A 19,184-nucleotide genomic window follows, 5' to 3' on the forward strand; every position below is an offset into this window, starting at 1 on the left:
AACCTTAGAAACCCAAGCCACACCCCTAGATATACGGGTGTGGAGTATGCGATCAGTCAACGTCTCCGGCCCCTGCCAACCAGGCAACCCGAGGAACGACCCGACCTGCAAAATACAAGACTTCACCATCTTCAAACCCCGCCAAACACGCTAACCCCCACCACAACACGACACGGACGAAATGAGGCACCGTCATGCCAGAAAGAATTCTGGGACATCACCTCACCAAAGTGTCAATACTGTAAAGCCGAGGACGAAGTTTTCTCGCGCATGAAGAAAGACAAAGCCTGGGTGGTCGGCGGAAAGGTGCGTTTAGAAGACGTGCGCATACCAAATAAAAGCTCAAGAACGGGAACTATTACGTGACGTCCACTTGGCCTGTCGAGAAACAATCCTTCTACGTGCCCGGGAAAACAAAACCAGTCCAAACAATAGAGGCGGCTTGGACTGACGATGCCGCTCTGGTCTTGGAGCGCAAAGCAGACGGTTGGAGAATGCGCGGGTTTTACGCAATCGAAGATTTGCCGCGAGGGAAGTAAGCATACCTCGCAAGCGCGGGGTAGCGACTAGCCCTACACAATGTGGGGGTCGCTAACCCGCGTGCGCCCACATCGAAATCGAATCCCACCGCCGCCGCAAACGGAAATAAGCAGCCACGGCACCAGCCATGTCCGCGTCCATCAACGCATCCAACCCATCGGCGACATCCAAAACCGAATCATCCGGCCATGCCCTAGCCGTCAACAAACCATAATCCAACTCAACAACCGAATCCGGATGGAACTGCTGCAACCAGTCATGCAACTCCACAGCCGAGGCTAATAACCCAGTCGGGTCCACCGCATCGACATCATCCATGCCAGAACCGTCGAGGAAACCAGTGGCATCGACGTCCTCGTCCGCTTCCCCGTCCTCTGCTGGATCGCCGCCCCATGAATCACCCTCGCCGAAGCCATCATCGTCGGTGACCATCGAAATCGAAGACAACGCGGCAACGGCATACGCCGCCCGCTCCAGAGCCAACACCAAAGGAACCCGAACCGCAACCGAGAGCGGCTGCGAATCCTCGCCCTCGACGACCTCCTCCTCATCGCCGGAACGGAACAACGCGAACCAACTCAACGGGATCCGCCACGTAGACATCCGCGTGTACAACGGCGATTCAGCCAGCCACATCCCGTGTTCCTGCAAACGCTCACTATGCGCCGCGGCTGAGGCCGGAGGGAACCACACATCTAAAGCATCCTCAGGCACGTAGTCCTCCAGCAAAGACGCCGCGATACCCGCACGCAACGGCTCCTGCGCCGGGCAAAACATCACGACATCGCCATGCTCCCTATCGAGCACAATCATGCGATACTGCTCAATAGTCCCATGCGGAAACGGGTCCACCCGCGGGCGCGAAATACGCACCAAAGAACGCCACAACGCGGCCTCGTCATCAAACGATGCATCCAACGTGTGCCCTGGCGTAGCAATTAACAACTGCTCAGCGTCATCGAAACTAGCCAACGGCGAATACACGCGCAAATATGCGGTGGGAGGCATGTTACGACGCGCGCCCACCGGCATACGCGGAAACCCGCCAGCGCCGCCGTTGTCGCCAGAGTTGCCGGCGCCGCCAGCGCCGCCGCCCGCATTGTCGTCTGAGAAAGTCCCCATCAGAGAGCTAGCCCTAGCAGGACCTCAAGCCAATGTCACGACGACTGGCGCGTGGTCCGATGGGCCCTTACCTTTGCGTTCCTCACGGTCGACTGCCGCATCCGTCACCCGCGCCGCCAAGGCGGGGGAGAGCAGCTGGAAGTCAATCCGCATCCCCTCACCTTTAGGGAAACGTAGCTTCTGGTAATCCCAGTAGGTGAACACGCCGGGGCCGGGGTGGCGCTTCCGCATCGGATCAACAAAACCCGTATCCAGGAATGCGTGGAAAGCGTCGCGTTCAGGCTGTGACACGTGCGTCAACTGGTTGTCGAGGAAGTACTGCATATCCCACACGTCCTCATCGCGCGGGGCGATATTCCAGTCGCCCGTCAAAGCGATCTGCGCCTGCGGATCCTCCGCCAGCCAGCCGGCCGCTTGACGGTTCAGCTCCGCAAGCCACTCCAACTTATACGGCATGTGTTCATCGTCCAGGGCGCGCCCATTCGGCACATACAAGCTCCACACGCGCACACCGTTACAGGTCGCTGCGATCGCACGAGCCTCCTGAACAGGATCCACCCCACCCTTACCGAACGCGGGCTGCCCAGGGAACGTCCGCTCAACATCCTCAAGCCCCACACGGGACGCGATCGCAACACCATTCCACTGAGAAAAACCGAAATGCGCCACATCATAATCGAGCGACTCGAACAGCTCCCACGGAAAGTTCTCGTCCTTGCATTTGGTTTCCTGGATGGCCAGAACATCAACATCATTCTGCTCAAGCCACGCCTCAACACGGTCAGCGCGGGCCCGCAGCGAATTCACATTCCACGTTGCAATCTTCACGCACACAACCGTATCAACGCCCGCGCGTGCCGTGCCCGGCTTTCACCGGGCGCGACCGCATCGGCATCTACTTAGACCGGACCGACTTTAGTGCCGGGAAGTCTCGTTCGGTGTATTCGGTGCCTTGCGCGTCAGGTAGCAGCTGCCCGTCGGGGCCGCGGTTTCTCGGACTCTTCGTTGCGCAGGTCAACGCGGCGGATCTTGCCGGACACTGTTTTCGGTAGATCCGCGAACTCGAGGCGGCGGATCCGGCGGAACGGCGGCACGTTTTCCTTGCAGTAACGGAAGATCGCCTCCGCGGTTTCCGGGGTCGGTTCATGCCCGGCAGCGAGGATGATGTAGGCCTTCGGGACGGACAAACGGATCGGGTCCGGCGACGGCACTACCGCGGCTTCTGCGACGGCCGGATGCTCAACCAGGACAGACTCCAGTTCGAACGGTGAAATACGGTAGTCCGAAGACTTGAACACATCGTCAGCGCGCCCCACATACGTATAGATGCCGCGCTCATCGACCTCAGCGATGTCGCCCGTATGGTAGATGCCGCCGCGCATCGCCCGCTCGGTGCGTTCCGGTTCGTTATAGTAGCCGGCCATCAGACCGCCGGGGCGGGGATCCAGCCGCAGGCACAGCTCACCCAGCTGCGCCTCTTCACCGGTGGTCGTGTCGATCAAGACCGGCTCATAGCCCGGCATCGCACGCCCCATCGCGCCGATCTTGACCGGCATACCCGGAGGGTTCGCCACCTGGACCGTGGATTCGGTTTGCCCGAAGCCGTCGCGGATCGTCTGACCCCACGCCTTCGCGACCGTATCGATCACTACGGCGTTGAGCGGCTCACCCGCGGAAACCAGCTTCTTCGGCGGGTTCGTCAGGCGCGTCAAATCAGCCTGGATCAGCATGCGCCACACGGTTGGCGGTGCGCAGAAACACGTGACCGACTCCTCCGACATGTGCTCCATCAACTTGATCGCATCGAAACGATCATAGTTATAGATGTACACAGTTGCTTCGCCGATCCACGGCGCGAAAACATTCGACCACGCATGCTTACCCCAGCCCGGGGAGGCCACGTTCAAATGCACATCGCCCGGCTCAATCCCGATCCAATACATCGTGGATAGATGCCCCATCGGGTATGAATAGTGCGTGTGCTCAACCAGCTTCGCTTGCTGTGTGGTGCCCGATGTGAAGTACAGCAGCATCGAATCGTCACCGGTAGCTTTGTGTTCCGGAACGAACGATTCCGGCGCGGCATCCGCATCAGCCCAATGATGAGCCCCAGCGAACACCGAATCAACATCGATCAGTGAATACTCGCCCTCGATGTCCGCGAACTTCTCCAAATCGTTGTGGTCAGCGATGACCCAACGCGCACCGCCACGCGTAATACGGTCCTGAAGGTCAGCCCCCACCATCTGGGTAGTGGTCGGGATCAAAACCGAACCGAGCTTCACCGAAGCCAAAACCGACTCCCACAACTCGACCCGGTTCCCGAGCATCAAAATGATCTTGTCGCCAAACTTCACGCCCAGCTGCGCCCACCATGACGCCACCTGATTCGACCGTGCCGAAAGCTCAACCCACGTGCGCGTGGTGCGCGTCTCATCGTCCTCAACGATGATGAGCGCTGGGTCATTCGCGCGCTCGCCGGCTGCGATCTGATCGAACCAGTCGAACCCGAAGTTGAAGCCCGGGATGTCCGGCCACGTGAACGTTTCACGCGCTTTTTCGTAATCCTCCCGGTAGGTCAGCAACTGGTCGCGTGCGGCCTTGTACTGCTCGAATTGTTGCGACATGGGGTTCCTCCCGGGGTTCGTCTATGCCTGTTGCCGCATATGTGGGTGGTTGCCCTGCGCGGCTGGCAGTTGACGAGGTTGGTATTGATTGGATTGTTGTTGTTTAGATTATCGATAAAAACAGTGCTGGGGGTGGAAAGATACGGTCCATGACGGGGCTCAGTTTCGCCAGCGCTTTGGTTCCACTAGAGGTTCAGTCCTGGACCGGCTGAGCCCCGCCGCCTCATTCCTTCCACCATGTGTCCGATGGGGTGGTTGGGGTGCGGCGCTTATGTCGGCTACGTAGGTAGGCGGCCTCGATGCGTTCCGCGGTCTCGTCGGGGACGGTTTCGCCGCGTAGGTAGGCGTCAAGGTGGGCGTATGAGACGCCCATTTCGTCCTCGTCGAGCCGGCCGGGGTTGCCGTCCAAGAGGTCAGCGGTTGGGACCTTGTCCACCACGCGTCGCGGGGCACCCAGGTGGCGCAACAGTTCACCGACCTGCCCCTTCGTCAGCCCCGCCAACGGAAGCACATCGGCACCGCCGTCACCGAACTTAGTGAAGAACCCCATCGTCGATTCAGCCGCCTGATCCGTACCGACCACCAGCTGGCCGCGCTCACCCGCAAGAGCATATTGGGCCGCCATCCGCATGCGAGCCTTCAGATTGCCGCGGTTGAAATCCGTGAGCGGGGCGCCCGTGGTGGCTTTGATCTGCTCCTCAAGACCAACGACCCCCGGCGCGATGTCCACTGTGTGAGGGTCATCGGGCTGTATGAAATCCATCGCCGCTTGCGCATCAGCCTCATCAGCTTGAACCTCGAACGGCAACCGAACCGCAGTGAAGGTGGCGTCAGTGTTGTGCTCGGCGCGAAGCCGCTCCACCGCGAGCTGCGCTAGACGGCCCGCGAGCGAGGAATCAACCCCGCCTGAAATACCTAGAACATAGCCGCGCGCATGAGCCGAGCGGGCATAATCCACCAAAAACTGGACGCGATCCTCAACCTCCTGAGCCGCATCAATCTTCGGCTTCACACCCATTTCAGCGATGATTTGTTGCTGCAGAGACCTCATAAACCCAGCTTAGTCCGTGGGGTGCAGGTGTGGATGGGGTGGCGGTGCTGGGTTTACGATGCCGGTGGCGCCGGTGGCGGCGGCAGGAAGTCTCGCGGGGCTGAACCTTCCTGTGCAGTGTTTTCCGATGGTGTTGTGTTTTCTGCTGGCTCTGCGTCCGCGGGTGTTGCGGTGTCCGCATCCGGTGTCGTGCTCTCTGGCGGGGCCGGCGGAGGAGGCAACGTGACGGGCGATGCGGGCGCTGAGTCCGCATCGTCAGCTTGGTCCGAGTGAGGGACCGCGGGGGCTGGGTCCGCATCGGGAGCCGCTGGCGCATCGGGAGCCGCTGGCCCATCAACCGAGCCGGCGTCAGACCCAACTGTGCCGTGGGCGATCTCCTGCCCAACCTCGGCAGCGGCGGCCTCAACCACGCCGCGCATCGAAACCTTCTCCGAAACCGGGGCATCCAGGCCGACCTCGTCGGGAACCTGCGGCGCGGGAATCACCGGTTCAGCCGCGCGAACATGCGGATCCGCGATCGCATCAGCCTGCTGCTCAGCGGCACGAACAGCCGCATAAATGTCCTCAGAATCCACACCGAGACGTTTCGCGATAGCGGCATCAACCGCATCGGAATCAGGTTCCCAATCAGTCGGTTCCCAGTCCGTGGGCTCCCACGAAGACTGCGGCGCAGGAACATCAAGCTCGGCAGGAGCCGCGTCAAACGGTTCCACATCCTGACCGGCAGGCCCAGGAGGAGTAGGAAGAGACATCGAAGACCCCCAAAAACGGAACGAATCCCAGAATCGACTAACCCAAGAAACAACTAACCCCAGAATACGGGGAATAAGGCGTGAGGAAAATGAGCAAAAACCGGTGCAGCACCTAAACTAAGGAACATGACCAGCAACGAACGCGCACGCCTGCAACAGCTCATCAGCGACCTCGCCGTGGTGCGAGGCAAAGTGATCCTCTCCTCCGGGAAAGAAGCCGACTACTACGTCGACCTACGCCGGGTGACGCTGCATCACGAAGCCTCGATCTTGATCGGCCGCCAACTGTTGGCGGCATGCGACGACGCCGGTGTGAGCTTTGCGGCAGCCGGTGGACTCACCATGGGTGCTGACCCCGTAGGTACCGCGATCATGCACGCGGCGCGGGAAGCCGGGCGTGAGATTGATGCGTTCGTGGTGCGGAAAGCCGCGAAAGACTACGGCATGGGTCGGCAGGTTGAAGGGCCGGGCGTTGAGGGGCGCGACGTGCTGATCGTCGAAGACACATCCACGACCGGCGGCTCCGCCCTCACGGCAGTGGAAGGGGTGCGGAAAGCGGGCGGCAACGTGGTCGCGGTAGCGGTGATCGTTGACCGGGACACCGGCGCAGCCGAACGCATCAAAGAAGAAGCCGGCGTGCCGTACATTGCGCTGTTCAGCAAACACGACCTCGGCCTCTAAACCTTTAGCAACAAGAGTGTCGAAAAACGTTAAGACCTGTAAGTGCTGAATAACCTTTAGCACCGAGAGTGTCGAAATAAAACGTGGCTGCCGCCCCTTGCCGGGGTGGCAGCCACGTTTTATGTGCCGGTTATATGCGCGGATGGCTACGGCAGAAAAATAACAGCACTCACGATGCCGAAGGTTAAACACGGGGCGGGGCTGGCCGTGGAATAACAGCACACATGTTGCCGAAGGTTATTTCGGCACTCAGTCGGCTTGACGTTATTTCAGCAATTTAGTTGCCCAAGATTAAAGGGGGGGCTAGATGACGCTGAACTTATGGCCTCCACGCAACCGCGAACGAGCGATCTGCACCATCAGCAAACCGAGAACAGCCCATGCCACGCCGCGAGCCACATCGAACGCAAGCACAGACCACGCCACACTCGAGTTCAAGCTGCCTACAGCATCGACCACACCAGTCAGCGGGATCACCGCACTCAACGGGGCCAGCCATTGCGGGAACAACGCGACCGGCACGATCACACCCGCCAAAACCGGGACAACGGCGCCCGCGAACGCAGCACCTTGATACGGGTCAGACAACGCCAAGCCAACACCCGACATCGAAATCCCCAACAAGCCGCCCACCAGCACAGCGCACACCACCAACAAGGCCAGTCGCGCCACCACCGCAAAGCTAGCGTGCCCGGACATCACGGTGATCACCGCAAGAGAGGCCACACCCGCCGGCAGCGCGAGTAGCACCGGCATCACCAGCGACGCCAGCCAGTACGCGAGATCCACCCGCCGGTATTCATGCACAACCTGGAAGACTCCGAGGTTCCGGTCGGTCGCGGTCTTGGAAACCACCCCGGAACACACGCCCAAACCGATGCCCACCAGCGTGGACGCATACGCGGTACGCAGCACATCCATGGACCCGACGTCTTTGGCGAGCAGAACACTGAACAGAATCTCTAACAACGGGATCGCAAGCATCGAGACCAGCAAGGTTCCGACGGTTGCGTACGCAATCGATGACGCCAAAGAAACCCGGAACGCGGCACCGAAACGAGATGCGAAACTCATCTAGATCACCGCCAATGTGCCAGCGGAACGGGCCTTGCGGATAGCTGATTTGCCGAGCCAGTACGATGCGGCGAACCAGCACGCTGTCACGCCCAGGCCGATGAGCAGACGGAACATCACTTCACCGTCCGGGACTTGTCCCAGCAAAACCTGGGTTGGTGCTGACAGCGGAATGATGTAACTCAACTCGTGCAATACCGGTGGCGCGTCTGTAGAAGTGAAAACAAGACCGGAAAGAATGAAAACAGGAATCAGAAGAAGTTCCTCATACGCAATCGCGTTCGGTGTCAGCACGAAAATCGCCGCAATCACAAAAGAAATACTGAGGCACGAAACCCACAGCAACAGGATGCTGACCGCAACTGACGCCCCTGAAACCGGGGGAGTGCCGTGGCCTACGTCAGTCGCGATCCACAGTAGGCCCCACGCGAGCCAAGCGACCGCGAAGGATAAAAGCCCGAAAACCGAGGCCGCAGAGACAACCGCCGCAGCCGGGGAAAGAACGTTGATGCGTGCACTGAATAGGTGGACAAGCGTGCCTTTGAAACGTTCGAATCCGAGGATTCCCGCCGCAACAGTTGTTGTGGTCCACATGCCAACGATGCCGCTACGCATCCACGCAACCCACGCGTCGCCACCCCACGCGTAGTATGCAAGCGCTTGAATAGCGAGAATGCCGAGGGTCGATGTGGCCATGAGTGAAACGAAAAACGGAACCCGAGCGAACTCGCCCAGGTGGAAAGCAACCATACGGAAGTAGCGCATCATGGGCGTTTGAGCTCACCTGCCAATGACAAATAGGCTTCCTCAAGCGTGGGTTTCCTGGTTACTAAATCGTTCGGTATTTCGATGCTGTGTTCCCGGAAAATACGCTGCACTTCAGCTTGAATCTGTGCGGGCGTTTGGCTGCTTTCCCAGAAAACAGTGAGCCCCCATCGTGCACCTTTCGGGGACTGACGCAGCTCCTTCACATGCGGCTGGGAGCGCAGCGTCTCAACAATGTCCTTGTTGCGCGCGTGGATTGTTGCAGTGGTTGTAGCGGTGACACCTGCGTAATTCACGACTTCCGTAAGCCCGCCCGTGAAGTGGATGCGGCCGGCACCGATGACCGAAATGACATGAGACACGTCCTCGATTTCAGACATCGTGTGGCTGGTGAGAAAGACGGCGTGCCCGTTGTTCGCGAGATCCTTCAGTAGGGTACGGATGGATAGCGCGATGTCCGGATCGAGTCCGTTCGTTGGCTCATCCATGACAAGCAGGGCCGGGTGCCCCAGAAGTGCGCGGGCGATATGAAGACGCTGCACCATTCCTCGCGAGAATGAATTGACTTTCTGATTACCATTTTTAGATAAACTGACAGCCTCAAGAACTCTTTCAGTCTCTGCAGGAATGTTTTTCGATGGGATGCCTGCGACGTTGGCGAAGAAACGCAAGTTCTTGATAGCGCTCGCCCTAGGGTAGAAGCCGAGTTCGCCGCCGAGGGCGAGCCCGACGTCGCGGCGGGCCTGCTGTGAATGTGTTGTGGCGTTGTGGCCGTCGACGATGACCTCACCCTGGCTTGGGTCCAGGATGGAAGCGGCCATCTTCACCAAGGTGGTTTTTCCTGCGCCGTTCGGCCCGATGAGTGCATGGATCTGGCCAGGTTCAACGGTGAGTGAAACCTCGCTGACCGCAGTGAACTTCCCCTTGTCATACGTCCGCGAAACGTTGCGGAACTCCAGAGCGGGAACTTTTGAATCGTTCGAATCAGTAGAAATGTTTTCCCCTATTGTGTTTTCGATGAGGTGGGTGCAAAAGCTGGTTGGTCTTCTTGCTGGCGGAACATCCGCCCTTTTGCCGCCGCTTCCGTCTGCAGTGGTGGGCGTCTGTGGTGCTGCGTATCTGGTAGCGCCGGTCATCCGTAGCGCCGGCTAGCAAGGCGCGCGAGCGTGGGACGGCACCACATCAGTGTGACATAGGTCATATAGGGGGGGGCAAGTGGTGCGACTGGACTGTAATGACGGTTGTGGTGCCGAAATAGCAGCACTGGCGTTGCCGAAGGTTGGTTCAGTGCGCAATCTACTCAACGTTATTTCTGCAATTTTGATGCTCAAGGTTAAAGGGTTGCCCGGGATTGGATGGGTCGGGGCTGGCGGGAATGAAAGTGGATACCTGGCGGTTGATATATTTGACACGTCAACAAAGTTCGGGGTTTGAACCCCGGCACCTAGGAGAAGCCACCATGGAATTCGGTATCTTCACCGTCGGAGACCTCACCCCGGACCCAACCACCGGCACAACCCAAACCGAGCACGAACGGCTCCGGTCCATCCAGAAATACGCAATCAAAGCCGAAGAAGTCGGCCTCGACTTCTTCGCACAAGGCGAGCACCACAACCCGCCCTTCGTCGTGTCATCACCAACCACCAACCTCGCCTACATCGCCGCGAAAACCGAACACATCAAACTCACCACCTCAACAACCCTCATCACCACCAACGATCCCGTCCTCATCGCCGAGGACTACACGATGCTGCAACACGTATCCGGCGGCCGCATCGACCTCATGATGGGCCGCGGCAACACCGGCCCCGTCTACCCGTGGTTCGGCAAAGACATCCGACAAGGCATCCCACTCGCGATCGAGAACTACCATCTGCTGCGCAAACTCTTCCGCGAAGAAACCGTGAGGTGGGAAGGGAAATTCCGTACACCACTCCACGGCTTCACGCTCGCGCCCCGCCCGCTCGACGACACCCCGCCGTTCGTATGGCACGGCTCCATCCGCTCCCCAGAAATCGCCGAACAAGCCGCTTTCTATGGCGACGGTTTCTTCCACAACAACATCTTCTGGACCATGGAACACACCGCCTCCATGGTCCAGCTCTACCGCGAGCGCTACGAACACTACGGTCACGGCGGAGCCGAACAAGCCATCGTAGGCCTGGGCGGCCACATCTTCGTAGGCGAAACCGAGAAGAAAGCCAAAGAGTTCTTCCGGCCTTACTTCGACAACGCGCCGGTTTACGGGTACGGGCCGTCCCTCGAAGAGTTCACGCGGGATACACCGCTGACTGTCGGCACGGTGGAGCACGTGATCGAACGGACGCTCGGATTCGCCGATGCGGTGGGCGACTACCAGCGGCAAGGTTTCCTGATCGACCACGCAGGCCTGCCGGAAGATGTGGTCCTGGAGCAAATTGAGATCCTCGGCCGCGAGATCGTGCCCGTGCTCCGTCGCGAATTCGAGACGCGCCGCCCCACCGGTGTTCCGTCCCGCGCGCCAAGCCACGAACAGCTCGCCGCCCTACCGAAGGATCACGACTACCACCAGGTGATCTCCTCGCCGGTGGCCCGCGCGGCAGAAGCTGCGAAGCGGGAACACGCGGCAGAGAACGACAACTAGGAAGACAGACGTGGCAGAGGAGGAGACATGGCAGTGAAACTCGTTGCAGTAACAGCTGGGCTATCGCAGCCATCGAGCACCAGGCTTTTGACCGATCAGATCGTCAATGCCGTCCGTGCCGCGGTGACCGCGCGCGGCGAAGATGTTGAGGCGGAGGTCATTGAGGTTCGTGAGATCGCACAAGACCTCACGCAGACGATGCTGACCGGCGGGATGCTGACGCCGAAGCTGGCTGAAGTTCGGGAAAAGCTTGCAGCCGCGGATGGGGTTGTTGCGGTGACGCCGGTGTTCACCGCGAGCATGTCGGGGCTGTTCAAGATGCTGTTTGATTCGCTCGATGTGGATACGCTGCGGGGCGTGCCGGTGCTGGCGGCGGCGACGGCGGGGACGCCGCGGCATCAGCTGGTGATCGACCACGCGATGCGCCCGATGTTCGCCTACCTGCACGCCACAGTGGTCCCGACCGGTGTGTTCGCGGCGACCGAAGACTTCGGGACGGAAACGGGGAAGGGCCTTGCCGGACGTATTGCGCAGGCAGCGGATGAGCTGACCCAAGCGATGATGAGTTTCGGCAACACAGTTGCTGGTTTCACGGCAATGCAACAGCCAGCTGCGAAGGGCGGACGCCAACGGACGTCTGGAAATGAGCTGACCCACGTGGTGGATTTCGCGACCCTGCTCGAGGGGCACGACGGTAACCCCACGTCTAAGGCGTAACGGACGAACATCTAAGGCTTAACGACCGAGAGATTAACCTTCGGCACAAAAATTGTAGTTATTTCGCCAGACGGTGTGTGCCAGCCGGCGCCGGAAGGGTGGCGGCTGGGGCGGCCGCCACGGCCGCTGGTGGCAGCGGTGCCGGAGGGCAACGGCAGCGGAGGGCAGGGCGACGCAACCGTGGGGGAGCGCGACGGGCGCACCGCAACGGAAGCGGCCGCGAGAAATAACAACACTAGTGATGCCGAAGGTTAAACCATGCGGGCAGGGGCATCGAAATAGCAACACTGGTGTTGCCGAAGATGCAAATAGCAGCACTCACGTTGCTAAAGGTTATGTCAGTAGCTGCGCCGGGGAACGTTATTTCAGCAATTACGTTGCCCAAGATTAAAACTGGGGACGTACAGTTGTGTTTCGTGAGCGAGAACCAAACCCCGAGCGAAAACAGCACCCCGAGCCAGAACAACAGCCCCGAAACACCTGAGCACGTCGTCGGTGTCGGCCCGTGGGAAGGTCCCCACCCTAAAGGCGCCCACTGGGACCCCGAACTCCTCGCTCACGGCGACCGCCGCAACGTTCTCGACCAATACCGGTACTGGAAACACGATGCGATCGTCGCCGACCTCAATTCTCGCCGCCACCCACTCCACATCGCCATCGAAAACTGGCAGCACGACTTCAACATCGGCACCGTGGTACGCAACGCCAACGCGTTCAACGCGGCCGCCGTGCACATCGTAGGCCGCCGCCGCTGGAACCGCCGCGGCGCCATGGTCACCGACCGCTACATGACCGTCATGCACCACCCCACCGTCGAAGACTTCGTGACCTGGGCCCGGCAAGAAAACATCCCGATCCTCGGGATCGACATCTTCCCCGACTCCGTCCAACTCGAAACCTACAGCCTCCCGGAACGATGCGTGCTCGTGTTCGGCCAAGAAGGCCCGGGACTCTCCGAAGAGATGCGCACCGCCGCGGTCGACACCCTCTCCATCGAACAATTCGGTTCAACCCGCTCCATCAACGCCGGAGTCGCCAGCGGTATCGCGATGCACGCCTGGATCCGCCAACACGTCTTCAACCAACACCCCTAACCGCCAGCCCGTGCCGCAAACAGTAACCCGCCCCGCGGTGCGGCACCTGCCCCCGCACCGCGGCCGCAACCCCTCAACACAGCGCACGCAACACCGCGGGTCGGTAGCATAGAGGAAGACGGCGGCACCGCCTACCAGCGGAACCGTTGCGTGCGCGCACGCTAGCCGGCACGCAAGACCACGCTGGCCTGCGCATCGCACGCCGAACCAGCCGCGCCAGCCCCTATATAGAAGGAGCCCACATGGGTGTTGCAACACCGGACCAGTACAACCAGATGCTCGACACCGCCAAAGCCGGCGGATTCGCTTACCCTGCGTTCAACGTGACCAGCTCCCAGACGGTTTCCGCGGCGCTCGCCGGTCTCGCGGAAGCAGGTTCTGACGGGATCCTGCAGATCTCCACCGGTGGCGCGCAGTACTTCTCCGGCTCCACCGTGAAGGACCGCATCGCAGGTTCCCTCGCTTTTGTCGCGTACGTGCGTGAGGTTGCGAAGAACTATCCGATCACCGTCGCGCTGCACACCGACCACGCGCCGCGTGAGCAGATCGATTCGTGGGTTATGCCGCTCATCGAAGCCTCCAAGGCAGAGGTGCAGGCCGGCCGTGACCCGCTGTTCAACTCCCACATGTGGGACGGCTCCGCTGAGACGCTGAGCGAAAACCTGCGCATCGCGCGTGAACTGCTCCCGTTGACCGCCTCGAATAAGCAGATTCTCGAAGTTGAGATCGGCGTTGTTGGTGGTGAAGAGGACGGCGTTGAAAACGAGATCAACGAGAAGCTCTACACAACCATCGAAGACGCCGCAGAAACTGTTGAAGCGCTCGGTTCTGGCGAATACGGCCGCTACATGACGGCGTTGACGTTCGGTAACGTCCACGGCGTTTATAAGCCGGGTAACGTCAAATTGCGCCCTGAGCTGTTGAAGGAAATCCAGGACGAAATCGGTAGCCGTCTGGGCAAGGACAAGCCGTTCGACCTCGTGTTCCACGGCGGTTCCGGCTCCACCGAGCAGGAGATCGCTGACGCGGTGTCCTACGGCGTGATCAAGATGAACATCGACACCGACACCCAGTACGCTTTCACTCGCCCCGTGGTTGAGCACATGTTCCGCAACTACGATGGCGTGCTCAAGATCGACGGCGAGGTCGGCAACAAGAAACTGTATGACCCTCGCTCGTGGGGTGCCGCGGCAGAGAAATCGATGGCGGCCCGCGTGGTTGAGGCGTGCCAGGACCTCGGTTCCGCCGGGAAGGCGATCAAGTAATGATCGGCCGTAACTTGCTGGGGATCCCGGAGACGCGGATCCCTGAAAACCCTGAGCTGGTTGCCCGCTACGATGCCGGCGATGAGGCCGAGGATTTGGTGCGTCAGTTCCCTGCCGAGCAGCTTCCGTGGGCTTTGCTCGCTGAGGATGCTGCCGCCGATGGCCGCGATATTGAGGCGTATGCGTTCGCCCGGGTGGGTTATCACCGTGGCTTGGATGCGTTGCGTCGCGCTGGCTGGAAGGGGCAAGGCCCGGTTCCTTACGAGCATGAACCGAACCGTGGATTCTTGCGCTGCTTGTACCAGTTGAAGCTCGCTGCCGAGCGGATTGGTGAGGTGGACGAGGTTCAGCGCATCGGCGACTTCCTGCGGGATGCCGACCCCGAAGCGGAAGCGAAACTCGCCGCCAAATAGCCGCCTTTTCTAACCTTCGGCACCGAAATTGCTGCAAATTTATGCGATGGCATTAATTTTTTTACAGCAATTTCGGTGCCGAAGATGCTTAAACCAGGTGGGGCGGCGCCGTACAGCGCCGCCCCGCCGGCTACTAGCCCGGACGCCCCGACCAAGTCGCGTCCTGCCCAGACCAAGCCGCTACCCGCCGCCCCGCTCAGCTCGCTAGTTCGCGAATGCGCTGATTCCGGTGAGTTTTTGACCGATGATGAGCGTGTGCACCTCGTCGGTGCCTTCGTAGGTGCGCACTGATTCGAGGTTGTTCGCGTGGCGCAGCGGCGAATAATCGAGCGTGATCCCGTTGCCGCCACACACGGTGCGGGCCTCGCGTGCGATCTCGATCGCGGTCTTGACGTTAGCGAGCTTTGCAACCGAAATCTGGTGGAACTCCAACGTCCCCTCATCCTTCGCCCGCCCCAACTGCAACGCCAGCAACTGGCCCTTATTCAGCTCGACCGTCATCCGGGCGAGCTTCTCCTGCGTCAACTGGAACGCCGCGAGCGGCCGCCCGAACTGTTCACGCTCCAACGCATACCCCAGCGCAGCCTCAATCGAATCCCTTGCGGCCCCCATCGCGCCCCACGCGATCCCGTACCTCGCCTCGTTCAGGCACGCGAGCGGGCCACTCAACCCCTGAGCGCCAGGCAGCAAAGCATTCGCGCCAACCCGCACCCCATCCAGGGTAATGTCGCACTGAAGTGAGGCGCGCATCGAAAGCTTCTGCGTGATCGGGGTCGCCACAAACCCATCGGAATCAGTCGGCACAATGAATCCGCGCACCATCGAGTCCACCCCCGGCTTCACGCGGGCCTCATCCAAAACGCCAGCGGCCGCGGCGTCCTCGTTGCTCACGTGCGCCCAAATCACTGCAACCTGCGCTAGGGATGCCAAACCGATCCATCGCTTAGCGCCATCCAGAACCCACTCGCCATCAACCCAGCGGGCACGGGTGAGCATCGATACCGGATCAGACCCCGCGGTTGGCTCCGTCAACCCGAAGCAGCCGATCACCTCACCCGCGGCCATTCGCGGTAGCCACTCCTGTTTCTGTTCCTCGGAGCCGTGCTTATAGATCGCGGACATCGCAAGCGAACCCTGCACCGAAACCACAGTGCGCAAACCAGAATCCCCGGCCTCTAGCTCCTGCATCGCAAGCCCGTACTCGACCGCGGATCTCCCCGCGCACCCGTAACCGTTCAAGTGCATCCCGAACAGGCCTTCCGCCGCCATCTTCGGCAACAATTCCACCGGAAGCGTAGCCGAATCGAACCACTCAGCAATGTTCGGCCGGATCTCGGCGTCCACAAAAGCTGCCACGCGGTCGCGGGTTTCACGTTCGGTTTCACTCAGCATCCCGTCAATATTCATGAGGTCTGTCTGGTTGCGTGGCATGGGTTTCCTTCCGTGATGATGCCGATGCGGCACTTGCTGCGCCGCGGCGGTTGCGTTGATGGTTGGTTGCGTTGGTGGTCAGCGCACGATGCGGCCTCCCGCAAACTGTTATGTTGCGTGGGTCACATCTCAGGTCCCATCTTGCCACCGGATGCCGTGCGGCCGAAAGCCGGGGCTGGCTGTGCGCGGGTGCGGCTCGCCGCGCCGGTCGCGCTCTGCCGCCCCCGCGCTCCGCCGCCGCGCTGACTGCCGCGCGCTCCACCGCCGCGCGGGCGACGGCTAGATTCTGGACAGCCTGGTTTCGCCCGTGATAGTTATGTGACTATGGTCACAGCGGATGCGGGTAGGGTGAGCGGCCCCTTGGAGGGTTTGGTTGTCGCGGATTTCACGCGGATTCTTGCGGGTCCGTACGCGACGATGCTGCTCGCTGACCTTGGCGCCACCGTCATCAAGGTTGAGTCTCCCAGTGGGGATGACACCCGTACGTGGCAGCCGCCGGCCCGCGACGGCGAAGCGACCTACTACCTGGGCGTCAACCGCAATAAGCATGCGATCGCCCTGAACCTCAAAGACGCCCACGACCTCGAAATCGCCCACCGCATCGTGGCCAAGGCCGATGTTTTCATGGAGAACTTCCGCCCTGGTGGGCTCAAGCAGTTCGGCTTGGACCCGCAGAGCGTCAGGGACAAGCATCCTCACGTAGTCCATGCGAGCATCACAGGTTTCGGCTCCCGCGGCGGCGCGGACATGCCCGGCTACGACCTGCTCGCTCAAGCGACCTCTGGGTTCATGTCTCTGACCGGAGAGCCGGATGGCGATCCGCAGCGCGGTGGCGTCGCGATCTTCGACATTATGGCTGGCCTTCACGCCGCCGTCGGCGTCCTCGCCGCCCTCCGCCAGCGCGAACAGACCGGCCGCGGCCAGCACATCGAAGTCAACCTGCTGAGTTCTGCGCTGTCTGGACTTGCGAATCAAACCTCCGGCTTCGTCGGCGCGGGCGCGGTCCCGTTCCGGATGGGCAACGACCACCCGAGCCTCTTCCCGTACGGTCCGTTCATGTGCTCGGACCGGCACGTGGTGATTTGCGTTGGTAATGACCGCCAGTTCGCGCTCCTTGCCACAGCGCTCGGTGTGCCTGAGCTTGCGGACAACGAAGACTACGCGACGATGCCTGCCCGCAACCGCAACCGGGATGCGTTGCGGCCGCTGATCGAGCAGCAGCTCGCACGTGCCACGGCCGATGAGTGGGCCACACGACTGCGCGAGGTGGGGCTTCCGGCTTCGCCGATCCTCGGGGTCGATGAAGGTGTCGCTTTCGCTGAATCGCTGGGATTGGAGCCGGTCATGACGCCGGTGGGGAAGCCCGATGGGGTGCCTACGGTACGCACGCCGTTGTGGCTTTCGGACGCGGAACCTGCGTATCGCAAGGAGCCGCCGGGTATAGATGAGGACCGTGATGCAATCTTGGCGTGGCTCGAAGACTAACCGCGCCACTGACAAGCCGGCGCTCCACCGCAGGCGGCAGGCCCGTAAAGCAGGGTTCGCGGCGTTCATCGGCACGACCATCGAATGGTATGACTTCTATACGTATTCGACAGCGGCCGCGCTGGTTTTAGGGCCGCTGTTCTTCCCTGGCGAGCTCGGGGTCCTGGCCTCGTTCGCAACGTTCTGGGCTGGGTTCCTCGCCCGCCCGATCGGCGGGGTGATCTTCGGTCACTGGGGCGACACGTTTGGCCGCAGGAGCGCCCTCATCACCACCCTGTTGCTCATGGGCGGGTGCACCACCGCGGTCGGTTTGCTTCCCACCTACGATGTGGCCGGCTGGTGGGCGCCCGCCGCCCTGGTCGTGTTGCGGCTGGTGCAAGGTATCGCGATGGGTGGGGAATGGGGTGGGGCCGTGGTGCTCGCCGCAGAGCACGCCCCAAGCAACCGCGGGATCCTGTACGCCGCTTTCGCCCAACAAGGCTCCCCGGCCGGTAACTTGTGTGCCTCCGGCATGTGGTTGCTCGTTGCGATGCTGCCGGATGACGCGTTCTTCACGTGGGGTTGGCGCGTTCCGTTCCTGATCTCTGCGGCACTCGTAGCGATCGGGTTGTGGATCAGGGTCTCGGTCGAAGAGTCCCCGGAGATGATGCGTGGGACCCTCCACCGCCACGACGACGCCAGCCCCGCCGCTGCCAAGGCAGTCACTGCCGACGCCAGCCAGGCCGCCAACCCAGCTACTGCCAACAGCAACACCCCCGCCACCGGCAGCGGCCGCGCTCGCCGTGAGGCTCCCATCGTGACCTTGTTCCGTGAACATAAGGCGATGGTTTTGTGGGGTGTGGGCGCGAGTGTTTTGGCGACCACGGTCACGTATTTCAAGGCCACGCTCGCGTTGTCCTGGGCCACGGACGCTGGCTTGTTCACGCGGCAGGGTTTCCTCGCGATGGTTACGGCGGCTTTGGTCGTGCAGTTCTGTGTTCAGCCGTTGGGTGCGTTGCTGGTGCACCGCGCGAAGGAGAGGGGCCGGGTGCGGCGCGCGGTCGCCGGGATGCTGATTCCTGAGATCGTGTTGCTTCCGCTCATGTTCGTTCTGATCAGCACGGGCAACCCTGTGCTCGCAGTCGTGGGGATTTTTGCGGTCACGATCCCGCACGCCCTGTATTTCTCAGCGCTCGCGGGCTTGCTCTCTGAGTCCTTCCCGCCCGAGGTCCGCTACACGGGTATTTCGCTGAGCTACCAGGTCGCTTCCTCGGTGTTCTCTGGTTCGGCACCGCTGGTGGGTTCCGCGATGATCACGATGGCCGGCGGGCACGTGTGGCCCGTTGCGGTGATGGGTTCACTATTTGCTGTGCTGACGTTGGTCTCCGCGCTCAAGCTGTGTGGGGGCCGGATTGATAGAATCAGCAAGTAAGGCCCTCATCGCGGGAAAGCACGCGCCACAAAGCCGGATTGCTTGCGGCATCGTGCCTTGAGATGGCGGGTTCGCTTGAAGCGGGCCCCGGTGATGGGGGTGTTTCCCTGCCAACGCACTAGAGCACGCACTA

General features: G+C 61.1%; 17 protein-coding genes. 8 read left to right on the plus strand and 9 right to left on the minus strand.

Annotated elements, in window-relative coordinates; translation table 11 throughout:
- Window positions 1-591: 591 nt before the first annotated feature.
- From HMPREF3175_RS07165 to HMPREF3175_RS07185, 5 genes are all read right to left on the minus strand, one after another.
- Entirely contained in the window at window positions 592-1,662 is a 1,071-nt protein-coding gene (locus HMPREF3175_RS07165) for a DUF8083 family protein (protein WP_070491530.1), read from the minus strand.
- A gap of 24 nt (window positions 1,663-1,686) precedes the next feature.
- Window positions 1,687-2,490: an exodeoxyribonuclease III gene (locus tag HMPREF3175_RS07170; RefSeq protein ID WP_070491532.1), complete on the minus strand. Its 804-nt coding sequence runs from the start codon at window positions 2,488-2,490 to the stop codon at window positions 1,687-1,689.
- Between the two features lie 131 nt (window positions 2,491-2,621).
- Entirely contained in the window at window positions 2,622-4,289 is a 1,668-nt protein-coding gene (locus tag HMPREF3175_RS07175) for an AMP-binding protein (RefSeq protein ID WP_141742499.1), read from the minus strand.
- Window positions 4,290-4,512: 223 nt separating this feature from the next.
- Window positions 4,513-5,340 carry an ammonia-dependent NAD(+) synthetase gene (nadE, locus tag HMPREF3175_RS07180; RefSeq protein WP_070491534.1) on the minus strand — a complete coding sequence of 276 codons (828 nt, stop codon included), beginning with the start codon at window positions 5,338-5,340 and terminating at the stop codon, window positions 4,513-4,515.
- Between the two features lie 53 nt (window positions 5,341-5,393).
- Window positions 5,394-6,092 carry a hypothetical protein gene (locus tag HMPREF3175_RS07185; RefSeq protein WP_141742500.1) on the minus strand — a complete coding sequence of 233 codons (699 nt, stop codon included), beginning with the start codon at window positions 6,090-6,092 and terminating at the stop codon, window positions 5,394-5,396.
- Window positions 6,093-6,218: 126 nt separating this feature from the next.
- On the opposite strand from HMPREF3175_RS07185, the gene pyrE reads away from it, so the two are divergent.
- Complete coding sequence (gene pyrE, locus HMPREF3175_RS07190) at window positions 6,219-6,773, plus strand: orotate phosphoribosyltransferase (protein WP_035756624.1); 555 nt, start codon at window positions 6,219-6,221, stop codon at window positions 6,771-6,773.
- A 303-nt stretch (window positions 6,774-7,076) separates the two neighbouring features.
- On the opposite strand, the gene HMPREF3175_RS07195 is transcribed toward pyrE, so the two are convergent.
- From HMPREF3175_RS07195 to HMPREF3175_RS07205, 3 genes are read right to left on the minus strand one after another with little or no spacing between them, the layout of a single operon-like run.
- Entirely contained in the window at window positions 7,077-7,847 is a 771-nt protein-coding gene (locus tag HMPREF3175_RS07195) for a hypothetical protein (RefSeq protein WP_070491537.1), read from the minus strand.
- Window positions 7,848-8,615, minus strand: coding sequence for an ABC transporter permease (locus tag HMPREF3175_RS07200; protein WP_035756618.1), 768 nt, complete (start codon window positions 8,613-8,615; stop codon window positions 7,848-7,850).
- Window positions 8,612-9,631: an ABC transporter ATP-binding protein gene (locus tag HMPREF3175_RS07205; RefSeq protein WP_370991849.1), complete on the minus strand. Its 1,020-nt coding sequence runs from the start codon at window positions 9,629-9,631 to the stop codon at window positions 8,612-8,614. The genes HMPREF3175_RS07200 and HMPREF3175_RS07205 overlap by 4 nt, the downstream gene beginning before the upstream one ends.
- Window positions 9,632-10,071: 440 nt before the next feature.
- Between HMPREF3175_RS07205 and HMPREF3175_RS07210 the strand changes: the two genes are divergently transcribed.
- The 5 genes from HMPREF3175_RS07210 to HMPREF3175_RS07230 all read left to right on the plus strand — a co-directional run bounded on the left by HMPREF3175_RS07210 (window position 10,072) and on the right by HMPREF3175_RS07230 (window position 14,724).
- On the plus strand, window positions 10,072-11,235 hold the full coding sequence (locus HMPREF3175_RS07210; protein WP_070491539.1) for a CE1758 family FMN-dependent luciferase-like monooxygenase: 1,164 nt from the start codon (window positions 10,072-10,074) through the stop codon (window positions 11,233-11,235).
- Between the two features lie 27 nt (window positions 11,236-11,262).
- Window positions 11,263-11,952, plus strand: a complete 690-nt coding sequence (locus HMPREF3175_RS07215) for an FMN reductase (RefSeq protein WP_070491541.1) — start codon at window positions 11,263-11,265, stop codon at window positions 11,950-11,952.
- Window positions 11,953-12,368: 416 nt separating this feature from the next.
- Window positions 12,369-13,046, plus strand: a complete 678-nt coding sequence (locus tag HMPREF3175_RS07220; RefSeq protein ID WP_256173826.1) for a TrmH family RNA methyltransferase — start codon at window positions 12,369-12,371, stop codon at window positions 13,044-13,046.
- Between the two features lie 242 nt (window positions 13,047-13,288).
- Window positions 13,289-14,311 carry a class II fructose-bisphosphate aldolase gene (fbaA, locus tag HMPREF3175_RS07225; protein WP_035756602.1) on the plus strand — a complete coding sequence of 341 codons (1,023 nt, stop codon included), beginning with the start codon at window positions 13,289-13,291 and terminating at the stop codon, window positions 14,309-14,311.
- A complete protein-coding gene (locus tag HMPREF3175_RS07230) occupies window positions 14,311-14,724 on the plus strand; it encodes a DUF3151 domain-containing protein (RefSeq protein WP_052048534.1) in 414 nt (137 codons plus the stop codon). The genes fbaA and HMPREF3175_RS07230 overlap by 1 nt, the downstream gene beginning before the upstream one ends.
- Window positions 14,725-14,928: 204 nt before the next feature.
- Here HMPREF3175_RS07230 and HMPREF3175_RS07235 read toward each other — a convergent pair whose 3' ends face one another.
- Entirely contained in the window at window positions 14,929-16,155 is a 1,227-nt protein-coding gene (locus tag HMPREF3175_RS07235) for an acyl-CoA dehydrogenase family protein (protein WP_070491543.1), read from the minus strand.
- Window positions 16,156-16,503: 348 nt separating this feature from the next.
- Here HMPREF3175_RS07235 and HMPREF3175_RS07240 point away from each other — a divergent pair, with 348 nt between their 5' ends.
- Together HMPREF3175_RS07240 and HMPREF3175_RS07245 are read left to right on the plus strand one after the other, a co-directional pair.
- On the plus strand, window positions 16,504-17,640 hold the full coding sequence (locus tag HMPREF3175_RS07240) for a CaiB/BaiF CoA transferase family protein (protein ID WP_256276319.1): 1,137 nt from the start codon (window positions 16,504-16,506) through the stop codon (window positions 17,638-17,640).
- Window positions 17,612-19,051, plus strand: coding sequence for an MFS transporter (locus HMPREF3175_RS07245; protein WP_070491547.1), 1,440 nt, complete (start codon window positions 17,612-17,614; stop codon window positions 19,049-19,051). Before HMPREF3175_RS07240 ends, HMPREF3175_RS07245 begins: the two co-directional genes overlap by 29 nt.
- The last annotated feature ends 133 nt before the right edge of the window (window positions 19,052-19,184 follow it).

The sequence above is a fragment of the Arthrobacter sp. HMSC08H08 genome (assembly GCF_001807575.1).
GTDB classification, from domain to species: Bacteria; Actinomycetota; Actinomycetes; order Actinomycetales; family Micrococcaceae; genus Pseudoglutamicibacter; species Pseudoglutamicibacter albus.